Below are 18,925 nucleotides of genomic sequence, written 5' to 3' on the forward strand. Positions count from 1 at the left end.
TCGGGCAGGTGGCGCGGATCAGGTCTGCGCCCTGATCCCGCCCTCTGCCTTCGCGCCGGGGGCGAGCTTGAAGACTTCGCCTTCACGGGCCTTGGCGCGGTGGACGACGCGCTGGATACCGGGAATGGCGAGCAGGCTGGGTTTGACGATCTGTTCCATGGACAGCAGCGAATAGGGACAGTTGGAACAACTGCCGACGAAGCGGACACGCAGTTCACCGATCCCCTCGTCGATCTCCAGCACATCCAGCCGTCCGCCGTCATTGGCCAGTACCGGCGCGATGACCCGCTCCACCCGTTCCGCCAGGGTGCCGGCATAGAGCTGGTCCGGGTCGAACAGGGCCGGTGACGGCGTGTCCCGGTCAGTGCAGGCGCGTATCTCCTCGATCGCCTTCGCATCCTTGGTGGCGTCGATGATGCCGAGTGCGACAAAGGCGTCGGCAAGCTCGGGCGAGATCTTCTGGTGCACGAGGTACTTCACGAAACCGGACTTGTTGGCGGGGGAGAAGGAGAGCTTCTCCCGGTATTCTTCCCAGTCCAGATCAACGGGGCCGGAGATCTCGAAATTGGCATCACCGGTGCGCACATAGTCCACGATCAGTTCGCCCAGCCGGTCGAAGAAGCGGCAATGCTCCTTGCCCGTCGCGGCGCGCTTGCGGTTGATCACCATGCCGCGCAGCTTGGTCAGTTCACGGTCCTTCGGCAGCACACCGGTGATGACATCGACACGGACGGCGCGGTTGCGCTTCCGGTCCACCATCAGCAGGGCGCTGTTGCCGATGGCGCGGGAATGCACCAGCAGCGCGGACCCGATCTCCGCCGGCGAGATGCCCAGGAAATGCGCCGGCACGTCACCGGCACAGGGAATGGCCACCCCGCTGACAAAGGCCAGATCATCACGGCGGATGGTGGCATTCGCACCGAACAGCAGGTCGAGACCGCGCTTGGCGGCAACGAAGAGCTGGATCGCCACGATCTCTTCCTTGAACTCCAGCACCGCGCTCTTGTGCGCCGACAGCAGGTCGAGGGTCTGTTCATTGCCCGCCTCATCCACCACGGTCACGCCGCCGACGAAATCGGACAGGATCGGGTGCATGATCGACTGGTAGTCGAGGCGGCGCAGCAGCGGCAGATAGACCAGCAGGAAGCGGTCCCGCTGTTCCCCGTCCAGCCCGCGCAGCAGGTCACCGGCGGCAGCCTTGTAGCCCGGATCGGAGGAATAGCGCTGGAAGAAGGCGGTGACGGCGCCGACGGCCTCGCTCAGTTCCCGTGCCGCATCGGTCTGCGGATCGCGCAACTGGTCCGACGGCAGCCAGTGAATGCCGTGCCGGTCGTCGCGCTGGGTTGCCACCCAGTCCTCGTCGGTGGGGAAGGTGGCGCGCCAGTCGGCGAAGATGATGTCGATGCAGCGGTTCAGCGCCGCCGCGTCCGGGGCCGACCAGAGAGCCAGTTCCAGCGGGCGCAGCGGGGCAAGCTGCACCGGGGTGCGCTTGATCAGGCTCTGGTGGGTGAACTGGTCCGCCTCCACGTAATCCGTCAGGCGGTTCACCTCCCCCGGCACGAAGTCGATGAAGGCCGTGCCACGGGCGACGCGGTCATTCAGCGCCACCTGGGCGATCACGGCGCCATGACCGGCGACCATGCGCGTCGCAATCCCTTCCTCAAGGCCCAGCGCCGCCGCCTCGTCCGGGTGCAGTTCGACGTGATGCTCGTCCGGGTCCAGGCCATAGATCGGCAGGGTCTTGATGCCAGAGTTGTAACGTCCCCTGCCCCGCAGTGCCTGACGTCCGGGCCGTCCGCGACCGCTGATCAGCGACAGGGTACCGGGGGGCAGATCCGCCTCCAGCCGTGCCATGAAGTCGTCCGGCGGGCAGACCAGCCGGGCCAGCGTCTTCGTGTCCTGATGCAGACCGGGAAAGATCTCGCCGGAGCTGTTCTCGACGTTGTATCGGCCGTTGCCACCCCACTGCACGCCCATGCCGGCGTTGGCGCGCAGCATGTCGTGGCTGATCGCCTCCCCCTCCGCATTCTCCAGACGGCAATACATGTCCAGGTCACGGCTGACCTGCACCAGATGGTCGAACACCCGGTCGGGCATGATCTGGTCCTGATTGTCCAGATAACGGGCGAAGGTGCGGTGCACCACGTCCGGGTCCAGATCGTTCAGTTCCGCCGTGTCGGGATTGCGCAGCCGCTCCGCGATCTTCACCGCCAGTCGGGCCAGGATCTGCTCGTCGGCCCAGGCCTTCTCCGGCGGGGTGCTGAGCTGCTGCTGCAGTTGCAGGGTGCGGTCCCCGCGCTGGATGACGCCTGTCCGCTCCACATAGGTCATGGCTGGCAGCAGCACGTCGGCATGGTCCAGCACCCCTTCGCCCAGGAAGCTGTCGATGACGATATTGAACGACCGGCCCATGCGGCGGGTCCAGTGACCGACACGCGGCATGTTCTTGGTCATCTGGGTACCGACGAAGATGAAGCAGTAGATGCGGTCATCCTCCGCCATCTGGGAGACCGGTGTCCCCTTGTGGTCGGGAATGTTGTCGATGGGTATGTCGAGGATGTCGGCCAGTGCCTGCCGATGGCTGGCCTCGGCCGGGTCATGGTTGAACACCAGCTTGCGGCCGTTGAAGCCCATCATCAGCTCGCTGGTGGCATTCGACTGACCGGCGATGCGCATGGAACCGGCGCCCTTGCGCCCGACATTGCCTGTCAGCAGCAGCAGGTTGAGGTTGGTGGAGAAGCCGTAGCTGCCGGTCGACTGGTTGACGCCCATGCTGGAGACAAAGGCGACCTTGGGCCGGTACCCGCTCTCGTCCGGCTTCGCACACAGCTCGGCATAGCGGCGGATGGTGGCGGCAAGTTCTGCGATGTCCTGCCCGGGCATGGCGATGCGGCGGGCCGCTTCCTCCGGCACGCAGCGGTCTTCCGACACCAGCTTGCGGAACGCGGCAATGCTGTCGGGATCAACACGCTTGTCCAGGCTGGCCTGATCCTGCCAGCCATTGTCGAGGATCACCCGTGCGACCGAGAGGTTGAACAGGACATCGCCACCCTGGCGGAAGCGGATGTGAATGGTACGCGGATCATCCTCCTCCAGGTCGCTGACGGTGTCGCTGCGGGTCGGGTCGATCACCACCTTGATCGCGTGCCTGTTGCGCTTGATCTTCTCGTAGGCCTGCGGGAACGTGACGAAGGGATTGGTGCCGTGCATGACGGCGACGTCACAGCCCTCGATCTCGTCGAACTGGCTCCAGGTAAAGCTCGCCTCATTGCCGAAGTTCAGCTGGTGCGCGGCACCGGCGCTGGTCAGGCAGTGTTCGGAATTGGCACCGATGGTCGGCAGGCGGAACACCAGCTTGTACAGGCTGGCCATCCAGATCGCCTCGATCATCTTCTGGCCATTGCCGTAGATGGCGACGGCATCGGGACCGACCCATTCGCGGGCATGCAGGAACAGCCAGGCGGCGCGGTCCAGCGCCTCGTCCCAGGATACTTCCTTCATCTTGCCGTCATGGCCACGGATCATCGGCACGCGAATCCGGTCGTCATCCAGACCGCGACGCACCATCCGTGTCGCGCGTTCCGCATCGCCACCGGTCATCAGCGACGTCTTGCCCTTGACGCAGAGCCCCAGCGGCGACATCGGAACCACCCGGTCAATACCCTTTGCGTCAGGCTCGACCGTATAGGGGCACCCCACACCGCAATAGCTGCAGACGCTGGACCGGTTGCGCAGCGCATCATGGCGCAGGCGCACGCTGTCATCCTGCCGCAGTGCCGGATTGTCGGCGACGGCGGCTACGAAATCCGCCGCGCTCATGGCCAGCAGTTCAGCGATGTCGGTGGTGGAGCGGAAAGTGTCGGCAGGCATGTTTCAGTTCCCCAACTTCCCCGGATCTTCCTGATAACCAGAATTAGTTTGGTTGAGGCAGTTGGTCAATTTTTCGGTGATGTCTGTGTGACGAATACTTTGGTAACTGATAATCAATCTCTTTGTTTTTCTTGCCAATGATTATCAGAAACAAATCTGCCGTGCCGGCTGCCTGAAACAAAAATGTCCCCGAAACGTCATCGGCCCGAAACGACCCCGCCGTACCTCTTGTCCCGATTGGTACCGATCACAAAGGGGATTCCGATGAAGACGCGCATTGGTCTTGTGGCTGCTGCGGCCACGCTTGCCTGGTCCACGGCCACACTGGCCGCGACCGAGATCCAGTTCTGGCACGCCATGGGTGGCGCGCTCGGGGAAAAGGTCGACGAGATCGCCGGCAAGTACAACGCTTCCCAGTCCGACTACGTTCTGAAGCCGGTCTACAAGGGCAACTACACCGAGACGATGACCGCCGCCGTCGCCGCTTTCCGCGCCGGTGAGCAGCCGCACATCGTGCAGGTGTTCGAGGTCGGCACGGCCTCCATGATGGCCGCCGGTGGCGCGATCAAGCCCGTCACCGATGTGATGAAGGATGCGGGCGTCGCCTTCGACCAGGCCGACTACCTGCCCGCAGTCGTTTCCTACTACCAGACCCCGGACGGTGACCTGCTGTCCCTGCCCTTCAATTCCTCGACGCCGGTCCTGTGGGTCAACAATGACCTGCTGAAGAAGGCCGGCGTGGAGAAGGTTCCGGCGACCTGGGACGAGATGTTCGCAGCCGGCGAGAAGCTGCAGGCGGCGGGACACGACTGTGCCTTCTCCTTCGGCTGGCAGAGCTGGGTGATGGTCGAGAACATGAGCGCCTGGCACAATCTGCCCATCGGCACGAAGTCGAATGGTTTCGAAGGGCTGGATACCGAGTTCACCTTCAACAACGGCACCATCACCGGCCTGCTGCAGCGGGTTGCCGATGCGGGCAAGTCGGGCATGTTCAAGTACGGCGGCCGTCGCGGCGACAGCCTGGCCCTGTTCACCACCGGTGAATGCGCCATGTGGATGAATTCCTCCGCCTACTACGCCGGGATCAAGTCTCAGGCGAAGTTCGACTTCAGCCAGTCCATGCTGCCGTACCTGTCGGACGTGGTCTCCAAGCCGCAGAACTCCATCATCGGCGGCGCGACCCTGTGGGTGCTGCGGGGCAAGGATGACGCCGACTATCGCGGTGTCGCCGAGTTCTTCAAGTATCTCTCCCGCCCGGAGATCCAGGCCGACTGGCATCAGTCCACGGGCTATGTGCCGATCACCACGGCGGCCTGGAAGCTGTCGCAGGAACAGGGCTTCTACAAGTCCAACCCCGGCACCGACACGGCGATCAAGCAGCTGAGCCTGAACACGCCGACCGCCAATTCGCGCGGCCTGCGGTTCGGCAACTTCGTGCAGATCCGCGACATCATCAACGAGGAGATGGAAGCGATCTGGTCCGGCACGAAGTCAGCACAGAAGGCCATGGACGACGCCAAGGCCCGTGGCGACAGCCTGCTGCGGAAGTTCGAGAAGACCAACTGACCAGCCTGACGCGCAAGACCTGCGCCGAAGATGGTGGCCGCCCCGCAGGCTCTCCTGCGGGGCGGCATGCCTTCTGCACCTGATACCTGCTTCCGAACCGGACCACATGAACAGTTCACCCTATCGCCACCGGATGCTGCCCTGGCTGCTGGTGCTGCCGCAGCTGGCCATCACGCTGGTCTTCTTCATCTGGCCTGCCAGTCAGGCACTCTGGCAAAGCGTGCTGCGCGAGGATGCCTGGGGTCTGTCACAGGAGTTCGTCGGCTTCGAGAACTTCGCCGACCTGTTTGCGGATCCGCTATTCCTTGAAAGCTTCCGGATCACCTTTGTCTTCAGCTTCGCCGTTGCGGCACTCTCCATGGTCCTTTCGCTGCTGCTGGCGATCAATGCCGACCGGGTGGTGCGGGGCAACAGCACCTATCGCACCCTCCTGATCTGGCCCTATGCAATCGCCCCGGCGCTGGCTGGCGTGCTCTGGTTCTTCATGTTCAATCCGACGGTCGGCATCCTGTCATGGCTGCTGAAGGGCGCAGGATATGACTGGAACCACCACGCGAGCGGCACGGATGCCATGCTGCTGGTGATCATGGCCGCCGCCTGGAAGCAGATCAGCTACAACTTCCTGTTCTTCCTTGCAGGATTGCAGGCGATCCCGAAGAGCCTGATCGAGGCTGCCGCGATCGACGGCGCGGGGCCTGTCCGGCGGTTCTGGAGCATCATCCTCCCCCTGCTGTCGCCGACGACCTTCTTCCTGCTGGTGGTGAACGTCGTCTATGCCTTCTTCGACACCTTCGGCCTGATCCATGCCACGACGGAGGGCGGTCCGGCGGGTGCGACGCAGATCCTGGTCTACAAGGTTTATTCCGACGGTTTCGTCGGCCTGGATCTGGGTGGGTCCGCAGCGCAGTCCGTCATCCTGATGACCATCGTCATCGCGCTGACTGTGGTCCAGTTCCGCTATGTCGAGCGCAAGGTGGCCTACTGATGGTCGAGAACCGCCCGATCCTGAACGCCAATTCCCACATCCTGCTGCTGCTCGGCGTTGCCGTGACGCTGCTGCCGATCTGGATCACCTTCGTTGCCTCGACCCATGCGTCCGAGGAACTGCTGCGGGCGCCCATCCCCATGTGGCCCGGCGACCAGCTCTGGCAGAACTACGCCGAGGTACTCTCCGGCGGCATCACGGGCGCAGGCGGCGTGCCCGTGGGGGTGATGATGCTGAACAGCCTGGTCATGGCCCTGTCGATCGCCATCGGCAAGATCGCGATCTCCATCATCGCCGCCTATGCCATCGTCTATTTCCGCTTCCCGTTCCGCATGGGGGTCTTCTGGCTGATCTTCGTCACGCTGATGCTGCCCGTGGAAGTCCGCATCCTGCCCACCTTCAAGGTGGTGGCCGACCTGGGCATGCTGAACTCCTACGCAGGCCTTTCGATCCCCCTGATCGCATCCGCCACCGCCACCTTCCTGTTCCGTCAGTTCTTCATGACCGTGCCGAAGGAGATGGTGGAGGCCGCGCGCATGGACGGCGCGGGTCCGGTCCGGTTCTTCATCGATGTGCTGCTGCCCCTCTCCCGCACCAATATCGCCGCCCTGTTCGTCATCCTCTTCATCTATGGCTGGAACCAGTACCTCTGGCCCCTGCTGATCACGACGGACGAGAGCTACTACACCGTCGTCATGGGTATCCAGCGCATGGTCAGTGCCGCCGAGCAGCTGCCCGTCTGGAACCACGTGATGGCGACGGCGATGCTGGCCATGCTGCCGCCCGCGCTCATCGTCATCCTCATGCAGCGGCAGTTCATCAAGGGCCTGATCGAGACAGAGAAGTGAGTCCCAAGCGATGAAAGCAGACACATGAGCACCATCGAACTGCGTGGCGTGAAGAAGTCCTATGGTGCCAACTAGGTCGTTCACGGCATCGACCTGCAGGTCCGGCAGGGCGAATTCATCGTCATCCTGGGACCGTCCGGCTGTGGCAAGTCCACGCTGCTGCGCATGGTGGCGGGACTGGAGATCATCTCGGGCGGCGAGATCCTGATCGATGGCAAGGTCGTCAATGACCTGGAACCGGCGGAGCGGGACATCGCCATGGTCTTCCAGAATTATGCCCTCTATCCGCACATGACGGTGGAGCGGAACATGGCCTACGGTCTGAAGATCCGCGGCCTGCCGAAGGAGGAGATCGCCGAACGTGTCAGGCGAACCGCCGGGATGCTGGAACTGGGGCATCTGCTCGACAGGAAGCCGCGCGAGCTGTCGGGTGGCCAGCGTCAGCGGGTCGCGATGGGACGTGCCATCATCCGCGAGCCCCGCGTCTTCCTGTTCGATGAACCGCTCTCGAACCTCGATGCCCGTCTGCGCGTGCAGACCCGGCTGGAGATCCACCGTCTTCAGCAGGAGACGGGGATCACGTCGCTCTATGTCACCCACGATCAGGTGGAGGCCATGACCCTGGGCCACAGGATCGTTGTCATGAACAACGGTGTGGCCGAACAGGTGGGAACGCCGGACGAGATATACGAACGCCCGGCCACCAGCTTTGTTGCGGGCTTCATCGGTGCCCCGCCAATGAGCCTGCTGACGGCGACCGTCTGTGATGATCGCCGGCAGGCGGACATCGCGCCCGGTCTGCGCCTGCCCCTGCCCCGACCGGTATCTCCGGGACTGGAGATACAGATCGGCATCCGGCCGGAGAATGTCCTGCCCTGCAACGCCGACACGGGATCGGCCATGACCGTGGAGCATGTGGAGGTACTGGGTGCGGATCAGATCGCCCATCTGGTCCGGGACGAAGCACGGCTATGTGTGCGGCTGCCCCGCCATTCCCGTCTGTCCGCCGGCGACACCCTGAACATCGAGGTCCAGGCGGAGGCGGTGTCCATGTTCGATCAGCAGACAGGCCGTGCGATCTGACCCTTTCCCTGCGGCGCGACCTCGCGTAGAAGCGCGCGCATGACAACAGCATCTGACAAGACAGCTTCCGGCCGCGGCTCCGCCGCGCCGAAGATCGGCATCGTTTCCCTGGGCTGTCCCAAGGCCCTGGTGGATTCGGAACGGATCATCACCTCGCTGCGGGCGGAGGGCTATGAGCTCTCGCCCGAGTACGCCGATGCGGACGCCGTGATCGTCAATACCTGCGGCTTCCTGGACAGCGCCAAGGCGGAAAGCCTGGAGGCCATCGGCGAAGCCATGTCCCGGAACGGTCGCGTGATCGTCACCGGCTGCATGGGCGTGGACGAGACCGCGATCCGCCAGAGCCATCCCGGCGTTCTGGCCGTCACCGGGCCGCATCAGTACGAGCAGGTGGTCGAGGCCGTGCACGCCCATGTGCCGCCCGCCCACGAACCCTGGCTCAACCTGGTCCCGGAAGCAGGCCTGAAACTGACTCCACGCCACTATGCTTATCTCAAGATTTCAGAGGGTTGCAATCATTCCTGCAAGTTCTGCATCATCCCTGACCTGCGCGGCAAGCTGGTCAGCCGACCAGCAGCGAAGGTGCTCTATGAGGCGGAGCGACTGGTCGAGGCCGGTGTGCAGGAACTGCTGGTGATCTCCCAGGACACCTCGGCCTATGGCGTGGATATCCGCCATGCATCAACCCCCTGGCATGGGGAGCAGATCAATGCCCATGTGTTCGACCTGGCCGAGGCGCTGGGCCGTTTCGGTGTCTGGGTCCGACTGCACTACGTCTACCCCTACCCGCATGTGGACCGGCTGATCCCGCTGATGGCGGAGGAGAAAATCCTTCCCTACATCGACATCCCGTTCCAGCACGCCAGCCCGACGGTGCTGCAGGCCATGCGCCGCCCGGCCGCGCAGGAAAAGACGCTCGACCGGATCCGGAGCTGGCGCCATGACGTGCCGGACCTCACCCTGCGCTCCACCTTCATCGTCGGTTTCCCGGGCGAGACGGAGGCGGACTTCCAGTTCCTGCTCGACTGGCTGCAGGAGGCGCAACTGGACCGCGTCGGCTGCTTCCGCTACGAGCCTGTCGCCGGGGCAGCCGCGAACGACCTGCCGAACCCGGTGCCGGAAGAAGTGAAGGAAGAGCGCTGGCACCGGTTCATGCAGACCCAGCAGGCCATCAGCGAACAGCGCATGAAGCAGAAGATCGGCTGGGAATACGAGGTGCTGGTCGACGAGGTCGATGAGGACGGCGCCATCGCCCGATCCAAGGCCGATGCGCCCGACATTGACGGCTGCGTCTTCATCAATGGCGAAACCGAACTGGAACCCGGTGACATGGTCCGCGTCGAGATCACCGAGGCGGACCACTACGACCTCTGGGGTCAGCTGGTCTGAGAGGGGTCCGTCGCTGGCCCCCGTCCGCGCAGATCAGTTGACCCCGTTCAGATCAGTCGCTCCCGTTCAGATCTCAGGCCTCCGGCGCGATGGTGAGTTTCAGGCCGTCCAGGGCGTCGGTCATCTCGATCTGGCAGGACAGGCGGGAATTTGGCTTGTAGGTCGGCTCGTCCTCGACCAGGCCCTTCTCGTCGTCATCCTGTGCCGGCAGCCTTGCCGCCCAGGCTTCATCGACATAGACGTGGCACGTGGCACAGGCGCAGGAGCCACCGCAGATCGCATCGATCTCGTAGTCGTTGTCGCGCAGGTTCTCCATGATGGAGATGCCGCTCTCGGCCTCCAGCGTTGATTCCGCGCCAGCGCGATTGGTGATGTGAATGACCGGCATGCTGTCCGGGCCCTCCCTGGAATGAGTATCAGACTTCCTTGATCGGTATTTCGGTGTCGGCAAGACGGGCGGCATCGACCGTGCGCCCCTCCCCGATCCACTTGCGCCCGCGCACATAGTCGGCGCCGACATTGATGGCGTTCACGCCGGAGACCTTGCCGTCCCGCAGGTAGAAGACGGAGAAGGACCGGCTGTCAGGGCCGCCGCGCACCACCACCTGGTCATCGGGGGCGGGCAGTCCAGCCATCTGCATCTTCAGGTCATACTGGTCGGACCAGAACCAGGGCACCTCCGCATAGTCCGCGCCCTTGTCGGTGAGTTCGTTCGAAATGCAGCGGGCCTGATCGACGGCATTCTGGACCGATTCCAGTCGCACGGTCTGGCCCAGCAGCGCGTTCGGATGCCGGGTGCAGTCCCCGGCGGCAAAAATGTCCGGATCGGACGTCCGCGCCCGTGCATCGACGACGATGCCGTCATCGACCGCCAGTCCCGCATCAGCTGCCAGCGCGACCACCGGCACGACACCGATGCCGACCAGCACGATGTCGGCGGGATGCACATGGCCATGGCTGTCCGCCACGTACTCGGCCCTGCCGTTTCCGCCGATCTCCGCAACACCGGTCTCCAGCAGGATATGCACCCCTTCGGCCCGGTGGGCCGCCTCGTAGAAGCGCGACACCGGCTCCGCCACCGCCCGCGCCATGACCCTGTCCATCATCTCGATCACGGTCACGTCGCAGCCAAGCTTGCGCAGCGCTGCCGCAGCCTCCAGCCCGATGTAGCCACCACCGGCAATCACGACCCTGGCGCCGGACCCGGCTTTCTCCCGGATCGCGAGGGTGTCGTCGATGGTGCGAATATAGTGAACCCCTGGCAGATCGCGCCCGGCCACCGGAATCTCGCGGATCGCGGTGCCCGTACAGAGTGCCAGCCGGTCGTAGGCGAGCGATTCGCCGCCCGCCAGCGTGACTGTCTTGCCTGCCCTGTCGATCGACGTGACTTCGGTCCCCAGCCGAAGATCGACGCCCTTGTCGGCGTAGAAGCTCTCCGGCCGCAGAAAGACCTTCTCCGTCGGCACCTCTCCCATCAGCAACTGCTTCGACAGCGGCGGGCGCTCATAGGGCGGCCAGTTCTCCGCGCCGATCAGGGTGATGCGGAAGCGGTCCCCTGCCCGGGCAAGCTGGGTCGCGAGCGTGCCCCCGGCATGGCCGGCTCCGACAATCACAATATGCTCGCTCATGCGCCTGGATCCTTCATCGCGCGGGCGCCGCGCTGTCACCTGACATGCGCGACCGGCCCCTTGTACATACCCAAGGCCGCACCCAAGTGGAACCCGCCGCGTGGGGTGCGATCAGTCGCCGCGTTGGTGGGGCGGACGACTGCGGTTGATGCTGCTATGTTTCGCCGCCCCAGACAATTCAGGGAACCCGATCCGTTGACCGAGACCAACAGCCGTGACGCACAGGATGCGACGCCCACACCACCTGCGCCAGAGGCACCGGGAAAGCGGGCACGTGCCTCGACCGGTGTGTTGATCCGGCGAATCTGGTCGGAGTATGTGACGCAGTATCTGACCGAGCTGATCATCGGAATCATTGCGGTCATCCTGGTGGCGGGTTGCACGGCGCTGATCGTGCATCAGCTGGAGCCGGTGATCGACGACATCTTCATCAACGGCGACGAGAGCCAGCTCGTCGTCATCCCGCTGATCATGATCGGCATCTTCTGCGTCCTGGCCGTCTCCACCTACCTGCAGCATTTCACGATACGGGCTGTCGGCTTCCGGGTCGTGACGGACATCCAGAAGCATCTCTACCGTCGCCTGATCCGCGCTGATCTGCGGTTCTTTCATCTGGAAACGGTGGGCGAGTTCATCAGCCGATTCCTGACCGACACCGTCGTGCTGCGGGAGGCGCTGGCGACAACGACGGTCGCGCTCTGCAAGGACATGCTGACCGCTGTCTTCCTGATCGTGGTGATGTTCACCAAGGATTGGCAGATGGCACTGATCGCGTCCCTGATCCTGCCCGCGACGGCACTGCCGATGCTGCGGATCGGGCGGCTGTCGCGGAAGTCCTCGGAAGGCATCCAGCAGACCTCCGGCTCCCTCTCCTCCTTCCTCGACGATACGCTTTCCGGTGTGCGACAGGTGAAGGCCTATGGCCGCGAAGCCTATGAGGTGGAACGCGGTTCGCAGGTGATGGACGCGCGGGAGAACATGTTCATCAAGAACCTGCGTGCCCGGTCGCTGATCACGCCGCTGATCGAGGTCTTCGTCGGTATCGCGATCGCCGCGATCATCTACTTCGGCGGACACCGGGTGCTCGCGGGCAACATGACGCCGGGTGAATTCTTCGCCTTCCTGACCGCGCTGCTGATGATGGCACAGCCGATCCGCCGCCTGGGCAAGCTGACCGCCGCGCTGCAATCCGGCCTCGCCGCCGCGGACCGCCTGTTCCAGTCCATCGACGGCCTGCCGGAGATCGAGGACCGCTCCAATGGTCGCGAACTGAAGGTGGACCGTGGCGAGGTCCGCTTCCGCGACGTGCATTTCGCCTACCCCGACGGCACGGCGGCCCTGCGCGGTATCAGCCTGGACTGCCAGCCCGGTGAGACCATCGCCCTGGTCGGTGGTTCCGGCGGCGGCAAGTCCACCATCCTGAACCTGACCGCCCGCTTCTACGACACCAGTTCCGGCACCGTGGAGATCGACGGCCAGCCTGTGGACCAGGTCAGCGCCGCCAGCCTGCGCGCCGCCATGGGCTTCGTCGGACAGGATACGGCCCTGTTCGACGACACCATTCGCGCCAACATCGCCTATGGCCGACCCGACGCCACGTCGGACCAGATCGAGGCGGCGGCAATTGCGGCCAACGCGCACGGCTTCATCCAGAACCTGCCGCAGGGATACGAGACCGTCGTCGGTGCGGCCGGGTTCCGGCTGAGTGGTGGCCAGCGGCAGCGCATCGCCATCGCGCGGGCCATGCTGCGCGACGCCCCGATCCTGCTGCTGGACGAGGCCACCTCGGCGCTCGACACGGAATCGGAACGCAAGGTGCAGGCCGCCCTCGCCCGCCTGGCGAAAGGACGCTCCACCATCATGGTGGCGCATCGCCTGACCACCGTCGTGAACGCCGACCGGATCTATGTGATCGAGGATGGCCAGGTCGCCGAGAGCGGCTCGCACGGCGAACTGCTCGCCCGCAACGGCCGTTACGCCGAACTCTATGCTGACAGCACGGGCGAGATGCCCGCATCCGCCGGGGCGGCTGCTGTCGGCGCGGACTGAGGTCTTGGTCGGCCAGTTGCTCTATGGCGGGGTCGGGGCGCTGCTGACGCCTCTGGCACCCGGCCTGCTGCGCCATCGTCTGAAACAGGGCAAGGAAGACCCGGCACGTACCGGCGAACGTCTGGGCCATGCGGGGATGGCGCGCCCCGCAGGACCCCTGATCTGGATTCACGGGGCGAGTGTGGGGGAGGCCCAGTCCGTGCTCGCCCTGATCGCCCGGCTGAGAACCGACCGCCCCGACATCGCCATTCTGGTGACGACCGGGACCGTCACCTCGGCCAGACTGTTGCAGGACCGCCTGCCCGCCGGCGCATTCCACCAGTTCGTGCCGCTGGATCTGCCCGGTGCGACCGCGCGTTTCATCGCGCACTGGCGCCCGGATGCCGCCTTCTGGGTGGAGAGTGAACTCTGGCCCGGCCTGATCCGAGCCATGCACAGGACCGGGAAGCCCCTGATCCTGCTCAACGGGCGCATGTCCGCGCGATCCTTCGGCCGCTGGAAGCTGATACGCCCCTTGATAAGCGGCCTGCTGCGCCGGTTCGCCCTGATCCTGAGCCAGTCAGCGGAGCATTCGGCAAGGTTCAGGGCACTGGATGCGGGGACTGTGACGGAAGCGGGCAACCTGAAACATGCTGCCGAACCACTGCCGGTGGACAATACGGAACTCGCCCGCCTGCGGACCCGTGTCGGGGACCGGACGGTCTGGATCGCGGCGAGCGTGCATCCTGGTGAGGAAGAGGCACTCGCTGCCACGCACAGGCATCTGATGCAGGATGATGCAAACGCCCTGCTGATCGTCGTGCCGCGCCACCCCGTGCGGGCAAGCGACATGGCAAAGGCGTTCATGAATAAGGGGATGTCGCTCTCCTTTCGCAGTCAGGGTGAAGACCCGAATGCGGATTGCGCCGTCCATTTCGCGGACACCATGGGGGAACTCGGCCTGTTCTACCGGCTGGCACCACTGGCGGTGATCGGTGGCTCCTTCATCCCGCACGGGGGCCAGAACCTGCTGGAGGCCGCGCGTCTGGGTGTCGTGCCCGTTTGCGGACCCGCGATGGACAATTTCCAGGCTGTGGCCGAGGAGATGCAGGCAGCCGGCGCCATGATCCGGGTGGATGATGCCGCCATGCTGCCGGAAACCGTCCGGCAATTGCTGACGACGCCTGAGGAGCTTGCCGCTGCCAGATCACGCTGTCTGGAGACGACGGCGGCCCACGATGGGGTGCTGTCGCGGGTTCTGGCGGAGATCGGCCCCTTCCTGCCCCCGGAACCGTTGCCGTGAAGGCCCCGGCCTTCTGGCAGGGCGGTCGCCGCTCCCTGATCGCCCCGGCCCTGACGCCGGCAAGCTGGCTCTGGTCAGCGGCAACACGCCTGCGACGCCGCAGGACAAGGCCCTGGCGTGCGCCCGTGCCTGTGATCTGTGTCGGCAATCTGACCGCGGGCGGTGCGGGCAAGACCCCAACGGTTGCGGCGCTGGCTATCTGGTTCCAGGCGCAGGGCAGGACTGTCCATATCCTGCTGCGTGGACATGGCGGCAGGCTTTCTTCCAACGGCGCACACAGGGTCGACCCGGCCAGTCACGGCGTGGCCGAGGTCGGGGACGAGGCCCTGCTGCACGCCCGCATTGCCCCGACCTTCATCGCCGCCGACCGAGTGGCCGGGGCGAAGCTGGCGGCTGAGGGCGCGGATCTGATCCTGATGGACGACGGGCATCAGAATCCCTCCCTGGCGCGGGATCTTTCGATCATCGTGGTGGATCTGGGATTCGGTCTCGGCAATGGGCGCGTGATCCCGGCAGGTCCGCTCAGGGAACCGGCAACGGAAGGGCTGGCACGCGCCAATGCCGTCATCGCCATTGGCAACGGCATGGTTCCCGGCGCCATCACACGCACCAGCCTGCCGGTGCTGAGAGCCCACATCGTGCCCGACCGCTCCGCCATGGATCTGGCCGGTCAGCGGGTGGTGGCCATGACCGGAATTGGCCGACCGGACAAGTTCGCGGAGACCCTGCTGGAAATGCGGGCGCAGGTGATGGACCTGCTGGCCCACCCCGATCACCATGTCTTCAGCGGCGACGACATCTTGCGCGCCGTTGACCGCGCGCGATCCCTGGACGCGATCCCCGTGACAACCGCCAAGGACCATGTACGTCTGCCCGCAGTGGCCAGGGACCTGTTCAGGCCCGTGGATATTCATCTCGAGTTCCAGCGCCCCGACATGCTGGAATCCCTACTGCTGCCCCTGACTGCAGGATCTATCGCCCAAGCAGCCCCGGCACGGCCGGATCGAGACCCGGATTGACCACCATGCGGTCAAGTGCCCTGACCGTTGCATAGGGTATCAGCCCTGCATCACGGCCCTTCCCGTAGGCCTCCCGGATCCGGTCGGGATCTGAGGGATACTCGATCAGGAACACCGGCTTGCCTGCATCGGTGATCAGTTTCAGGTGCTGCATGATCCAGGCCGTAGACTCGTCGGCGTTCGGCACGCCATCGCCGTCCCAGCCGAAGAAGGCATCTTCCTTCCCCAAACCATCGACAGTGGCCAGATAGGCCGGATCGGCCATCAGATCCTCCGCATTCTGCGGCACGATGCGGAATCCGGGCACCTTCGCGCGTGCATAGGCCGCCAGTTCCATGACGAAATCCGTCATCTCCTTCGCCGCCGTTTCCCGACCCTTTTCCTGGAAGTACCAGTAGGCGTCGATGATATCGAGATACACACCGTCGAACCCGGCGGCGATGATGCGGTCCAGATAGGCATCGGGACTGCCGAAGATGATGCGTTTCCAGTTCGGATCCCAGTAGCGCACCTTGAAATTGCCTTCCCAGTCCGGGTTTTCGGCTTCCAGCCAGGACGGGGCCTGCGTCGACCATTCCGGTTTCCAGTAGAACCGGTAGTCCTCCGCTTCCCCCACCGACAGATAGGAAAGGACCACACGGCGCTCCCCGTCCGGTTTCCGCTGCATCAGGGCCACGTCTTCGCGGCTGAACGCCTGCCCACCCGAACCGTCACGGGAATAGTCGACGACCGCCATGTCGAAGCCGCTCGCCGAGATCAGCGCGGGGCTGGGATTGGCCAGCCAGTAGGTGAAATGCCGTACGCCCGAAAGGTCCGCCCGTGCACCGCCACCTGCCATAGTCATCACCAGCACCATCAGAAGCAGCCTTGTCCGAATCCAGCACATGCCGCCTCTCCTTCCGCATTTCGGGGGTTATCCATTATGACAATCTTTACCGGGCCACGGTTAAGAAGGTTTGCAAGCACGAACCTGGAAACCCACTGCCGGAGCAGATGATGACGGCCTCCCTAATCGACACCGACCTGGACGATGCCGATCCGATGGGCGAACTCGTCGCGGGCGAACACCAGATCATACATGTGCCGAATACGCTCCGTGCCAAGACCGGCCCCGGTGAAAGAGTTGATCCGGCCCTCGTCAAGGAGGCGGAGATGGCCATTCAGGAGATGGCCGGCGAATTCCGTGTCTGGGCGCTGGAGGACGTGGCCGAACTGCGCGGCATCCTGACCGAATGTGTCGAGGGCAACGACGAACTCGCGGGCAAGCGGGAGAAAATCTACGACATTTCCCACAACGTGAAGGGCCAGGGCAGCACGTTTGGCTATACCCTGCTGACCTCCGTTGCCGACAACCTCTGCAATTTCCTCGACAGTCAGGATGACCTGTCGCTCGATCACATTCCCGTGCTGATGGCACATATGGAGGCCTTGCATGCGATCCTGCGCTTCGACGTGAAGGGCAGCGATGATCCGACAGGTCAGGAAATCGTGCGCAGCCTGCACGAGTTGATCGGAAAGAAGACCGTCAGGGCGAGCCTGTAGAGGCCCAGCGAGCTACCCGGAAGCCCCGTCAGGCCTGCTCCGCGTCCAGTGCGGCTTCCTTCTCGCGGCGCTTCCTCTCCACGTAGACCGCGCAGAGGATCGAGATCTCGTAGAGCACGATGATCGGGATCGCCAGGGTAAGCTGGCTGATCGGATCCGGCGGCGTCACGACGGCCGCCACCACGAACACGCCGACGATCGCGTACTTGCGCTTGGCCCTGAGACCACTTGCGGACGCAAGACCGACCTTGGCCAGCAGCGTCAGCAGCACCGGAAGCTGGAAGCACAGGCCGAAGGCGAAAATCAGCTTCATCACCAGGCTGAGATATTCATTCACCTTTGGCTCGAGCTGGATCGCCAGCTCCCCATGTGATCCCGGCGCCTCGAATGACAGGAAGAATTCCCAGGCCAGCGGCATGACCAGGAAATAGACCATGCTGCCGCCGATGATGAACAGGATCGGGGTCGCCACCAGAAAGGGCAGGAACGCGCCCTTCTCGTTGTCATAAAGTCCGGGCGCCACGAACATGTAGATCTGCGAGGCAATGATCGGGAAGGCCAGGATGAAGGCCGCCCAGAATGCGACCTTGATGTAGGTGAAGAAGGCCTCATGCAGGGCGGTGAAGATCATCCGACGCCCCGAATCCTCCCCCAGCACATCCACCAGCGGGCGCATCAGCACCGCATAGATGTCTTCCGCGAAGATGAAGCAGAAGATGAAGGCAACGAAGATGGCCGCCACCGAATAGAGCAGACGGTTGCGAAGCTCGATCAGGTGCTGCAGCAACGGCTGCTTGCCGGATTCCGGATCATCGTCGTCGAGAACATCGTCCCCCGGCCCACCGATCTTCGCGCTCTCCGACATCAGGCCTGTCCGCCCTTCTGCTCAGGGGTTGGCGCCTTCTCCGGCTCCGCGGTCGCGGGCGTCTCGGCCACCGTGGAAGTGCTGCCGACCGCCGGAGCATCATTCACGCCCGATGGCTCGCGGGGCGTATCCGGGCGGGGGGTGTCCGGCATCGACTGGGGCTGGGACGCGGAATTCGGCTTTGACTTCGGCTTGTCCGGATCGTCGAACAGGCCGTCCATGCTGCCGGTCGGATCCACCATGGTGTTCATCTCGGATGCGGCGTTCTTCGCCGCCTTGCGGATCTCGTCCAGTTCCGTCTCACGTGCCATGTCATCGACCGTGCGCTGGAATTCACGCGCGACGGAGCGCGCCTTCCCCAGCCACTGCGTGACGGTTCGGAAGACAACCGGCAGTTCCTTCGGACCAAAGATGAGGATGGTCAGAATGCCGATAACCAGCAGTTCCGTCCAACCGAGATCAAGCATGTTTGCAGTCCAGCCGTCTGTTCAGGGTCGCGGGACCAGGTGCGGAATCAGCCCTGTGCGGCCTTGTCCTTTTCCTCGGAAACCTTGGCGTGCTGCTGCTCACTGCCCTCCGGGGCATCCTCATCCTTCATGCCCTTGCGGAAGCTCTTGATGCCGCCGGCCAGATCGCCTGCCAGACGGGAGATCTTGCCACCGCCGCCGAAGAGGATCAGCACGACCGCCAGCACGATGATCCAGTGCCAGATGCTGAATGAACCCATAGGGGAAACTCCCATAAATCAGTTTCGTGTTGCCCCCGCCCGATTGGCGACCGGGGAACTTCTCATGTGGTC

15 protein-coding genes and 1 pseudogene are annotated in these 18,925 nt (G+C 64.2%); 9 read left to right on the forward strand and 7 right to left on the reverse strand.

The window, feature by feature from the left end; genetic code table 11:
* Window positions 1-18: 18 nt before the first annotated feature.
* Complete coding sequence (locus tag QGV54_RS08950) at window positions 19-3,870, reverse strand: molybdopterin-dependent oxidoreductase (protein WP_281017185.1); 3,852 nt, start codon at window positions 3,868-3,870, stop codon at window positions 19-21.
* A 264-nt stretch (window positions 3,871-4,134) separates the two neighbouring features.
* Here QGV54_RS08950 and ugpB point away from each other — a divergent pair, with 264 nt between their 5' ends.
* From ugpB to rimO, 5 genes and pseudogenes are all read left to right on the forward strand, one after another.
* Window positions 4,135-5,436 (forward strand): sn-glycerol-3-phosphate ABC transporter substrate-binding protein UgpB, encoded by a 1,302-nt coding sequence (gene ugpB / locus QGV54_RS08955; RefSeq protein WP_281020138.1) that lies wholly within the window; start codon window positions 4,135-4,137, stop codon window positions 5,434-5,436.
* Window positions 5,437-5,542: 106 nt separating this feature from the next.
* Window positions 5,543-6,421, forward strand: coding sequence for a sn-glycerol-3-phosphate ABC transporter permease UgpA (gene ugpA / locus QGV54_RS08960; protein ID WP_281017183.1), 879 nt, complete (start codon window positions 5,543-5,545; stop codon window positions 6,419-6,421).
* Window positions 6,421-7,269 carry a sn-glycerol-3-phosphate ABC transporter permease UgpE gene (gene ugpE / locus QGV54_RS08965; protein WP_281017182.1) on the forward strand — a complete coding sequence of 283 codons (849 nt, stop codon included), beginning with the start codon at window positions 6,421-6,423 and terminating at the stop codon, window positions 7,267-7,269. The genes ugpA and ugpE overlap by 1 nt, the downstream gene beginning before the upstream one ends.
* Before the next feature lie 24 nt (window positions 7,270-7,293).
* Window positions 7,294-8,352 (forward strand): annotated as a pseudogene (gene ugpC, locus QGV54_RS08970) (sn-glycerol-3-phosphate ABC transporter ATP-binding protein UgpC).
* Between the two features lie 39 nt (window positions 8,353-8,391).
* The gene (gene rimO / locus QGV54_RS08975; RefSeq protein WP_281017181.1) at window positions 8,392-9,741 is read left to right on the forward strand and encodes a 30S ribosomal protein S12 methylthiotransferase RimO; all 1,350 of its coding nucleotides are present in this window, start codon (window positions 8,392-8,394) and stop codon (window positions 9,739-9,741) included.
* Window positions 9,742-9,814: 73 nt separating this feature from the next.
* Here rimO and QGV54_RS08980 read toward each other — a convergent pair whose 3' ends face one another.
* Together QGV54_RS08980 and QGV54_RS08985 are read right to left on the reverse strand one after the other, a co-directional pair.
* Window positions 9,815-10,129 (reverse strand): 2Fe-2S iron-sulfur cluster-binding protein, encoded by a 315-nt coding sequence (locus QGV54_RS08980; protein WP_281017180.1) that lies wholly within the window; start codon window positions 10,127-10,129, stop codon window positions 9,815-9,817.
* 28 nt (window positions 10,130-10,157) lie between these two features.
* The gene (locus tag QGV54_RS08985; protein ID WP_281017179.1) at window positions 10,158-11,369 is read right to left on the reverse strand and encodes an FAD-dependent oxidoreductase; all 1,212 of its coding nucleotides are present in this window, start codon (window positions 11,367-11,369) and stop codon (window positions 10,158-10,160) included.
* A gap of 195 nt (window positions 11,370-11,564) precedes the next feature.
* Here QGV54_RS08985 and QGV54_RS08990 point away from each other — a divergent pair, with 195 nt between their 5' ends.
* From QGV54_RS08990 to lpxK, 3 genes are read left to right on the forward strand one after another with little or no spacing between them, the layout of a single operon-like run.
* Window positions 11,565-13,418, forward strand: a complete 1,854-nt coding sequence (locus tag QGV54_RS08990) for an ABC transporter ATP-binding protein (protein ID WP_281017178.1) — start codon at window positions 11,565-11,567, stop codon at window positions 13,416-13,418.
* Between the two features lie 4 nt (window positions 13,419-13,422).
* Window positions 13,423-14,700, forward strand: coding sequence for a 3-deoxy-D-manno-octulosonic acid transferase (locus tag QGV54_RS08995; protein ID WP_281017177.1), 1,278 nt, complete (start codon window positions 13,423-13,425; stop codon window positions 14,698-14,700).
* Window positions 14,697-15,719 (forward strand): tetraacyldisaccharide 4'-kinase, encoded by a 1,023-nt coding sequence (lpxK, locus tag QGV54_RS09000; protein WP_281017176.1) that lies wholly within the window; start codon window positions 14,697-14,699, stop codon window positions 15,717-15,719. Before QGV54_RS08995 ends, lpxK begins: the two co-directional genes overlap by 4 nt.
* Here lpxK and QGV54_RS09005 read toward each other — a convergent pair.
* Entirely contained in the window at window positions 15,673-16,605 is a 933-nt protein-coding gene (locus tag QGV54_RS09005; protein WP_281017175.1) for an MJ1477/TM1410 family putative glycoside hydrolase, read from the reverse strand. The two genes, lpxK and QGV54_RS09005, sit on opposite strands and share 47 nt — an antisense overlap.
* Before the next feature lie 110 nt (window positions 16,606-16,715).
* Here QGV54_RS09005 and QGV54_RS09010 point away from each other — a divergent pair, with 110 nt between their 5' ends.
* Complete coding sequence (locus tag QGV54_RS09010; RefSeq protein WP_281017174.1) at window positions 16,716-17,261, forward strand: Hpt domain-containing protein; 546 nt, start codon at window positions 16,716-16,718, stop codon at window positions 17,259-17,261.
* Between the two features lie 28 nt (window positions 17,262-17,289).
* Here QGV54_RS09010 and tatC read toward each other — a convergent pair whose 3' ends face one another.
* The 3 genes from tatC to QGV54_RS09025 are packed head-to-tail and all read right to left on the reverse strand — an operon-like array spanning window position 17,290 to window position 18,853.
* Complete coding sequence (gene tatC / locus QGV54_RS09015; RefSeq protein ID WP_281017173.1) at window positions 17,290-18,126, reverse strand: twin-arginine translocase subunit TatC; 837 nt, start codon at window positions 18,124-18,126, stop codon at window positions 17,290-17,292.
* On the reverse strand, window positions 18,126-18,593 hold the full coding sequence (gene tatB / locus QGV54_RS09020) for a Sec-independent protein translocase protein TatB (protein WP_281017172.1): 468 nt from the start codon (window positions 18,591-18,593) through the stop codon (window positions 18,126-18,128). Before tatB ends, tatC begins: the two co-directional genes overlap by 1 nt.
* Before the next feature lie 47 nt (window positions 18,594-18,640).
* Window positions 18,641-18,853: a twin-arginine translocase TatA/TatE family subunit gene (locus QGV54_RS09025; protein ID WP_281017171.1), complete on the reverse strand. Its 213-nt coding sequence runs from the start codon at window positions 18,851-18,853 to the stop codon at window positions 18,641-18,643.
* Window positions 18,854-18,925: the final 72 nt, after the last annotated feature.

Origin of the sequence: Minwuia sp. IMCC3060, from assembly GCF_029909435.1 — a bacterium.
Classification (GTDB): domain Bacteria; phylum Pseudomonadota; class Alphaproteobacteria; order Minwuiales; family Minwuiaceae; genus Minwuia.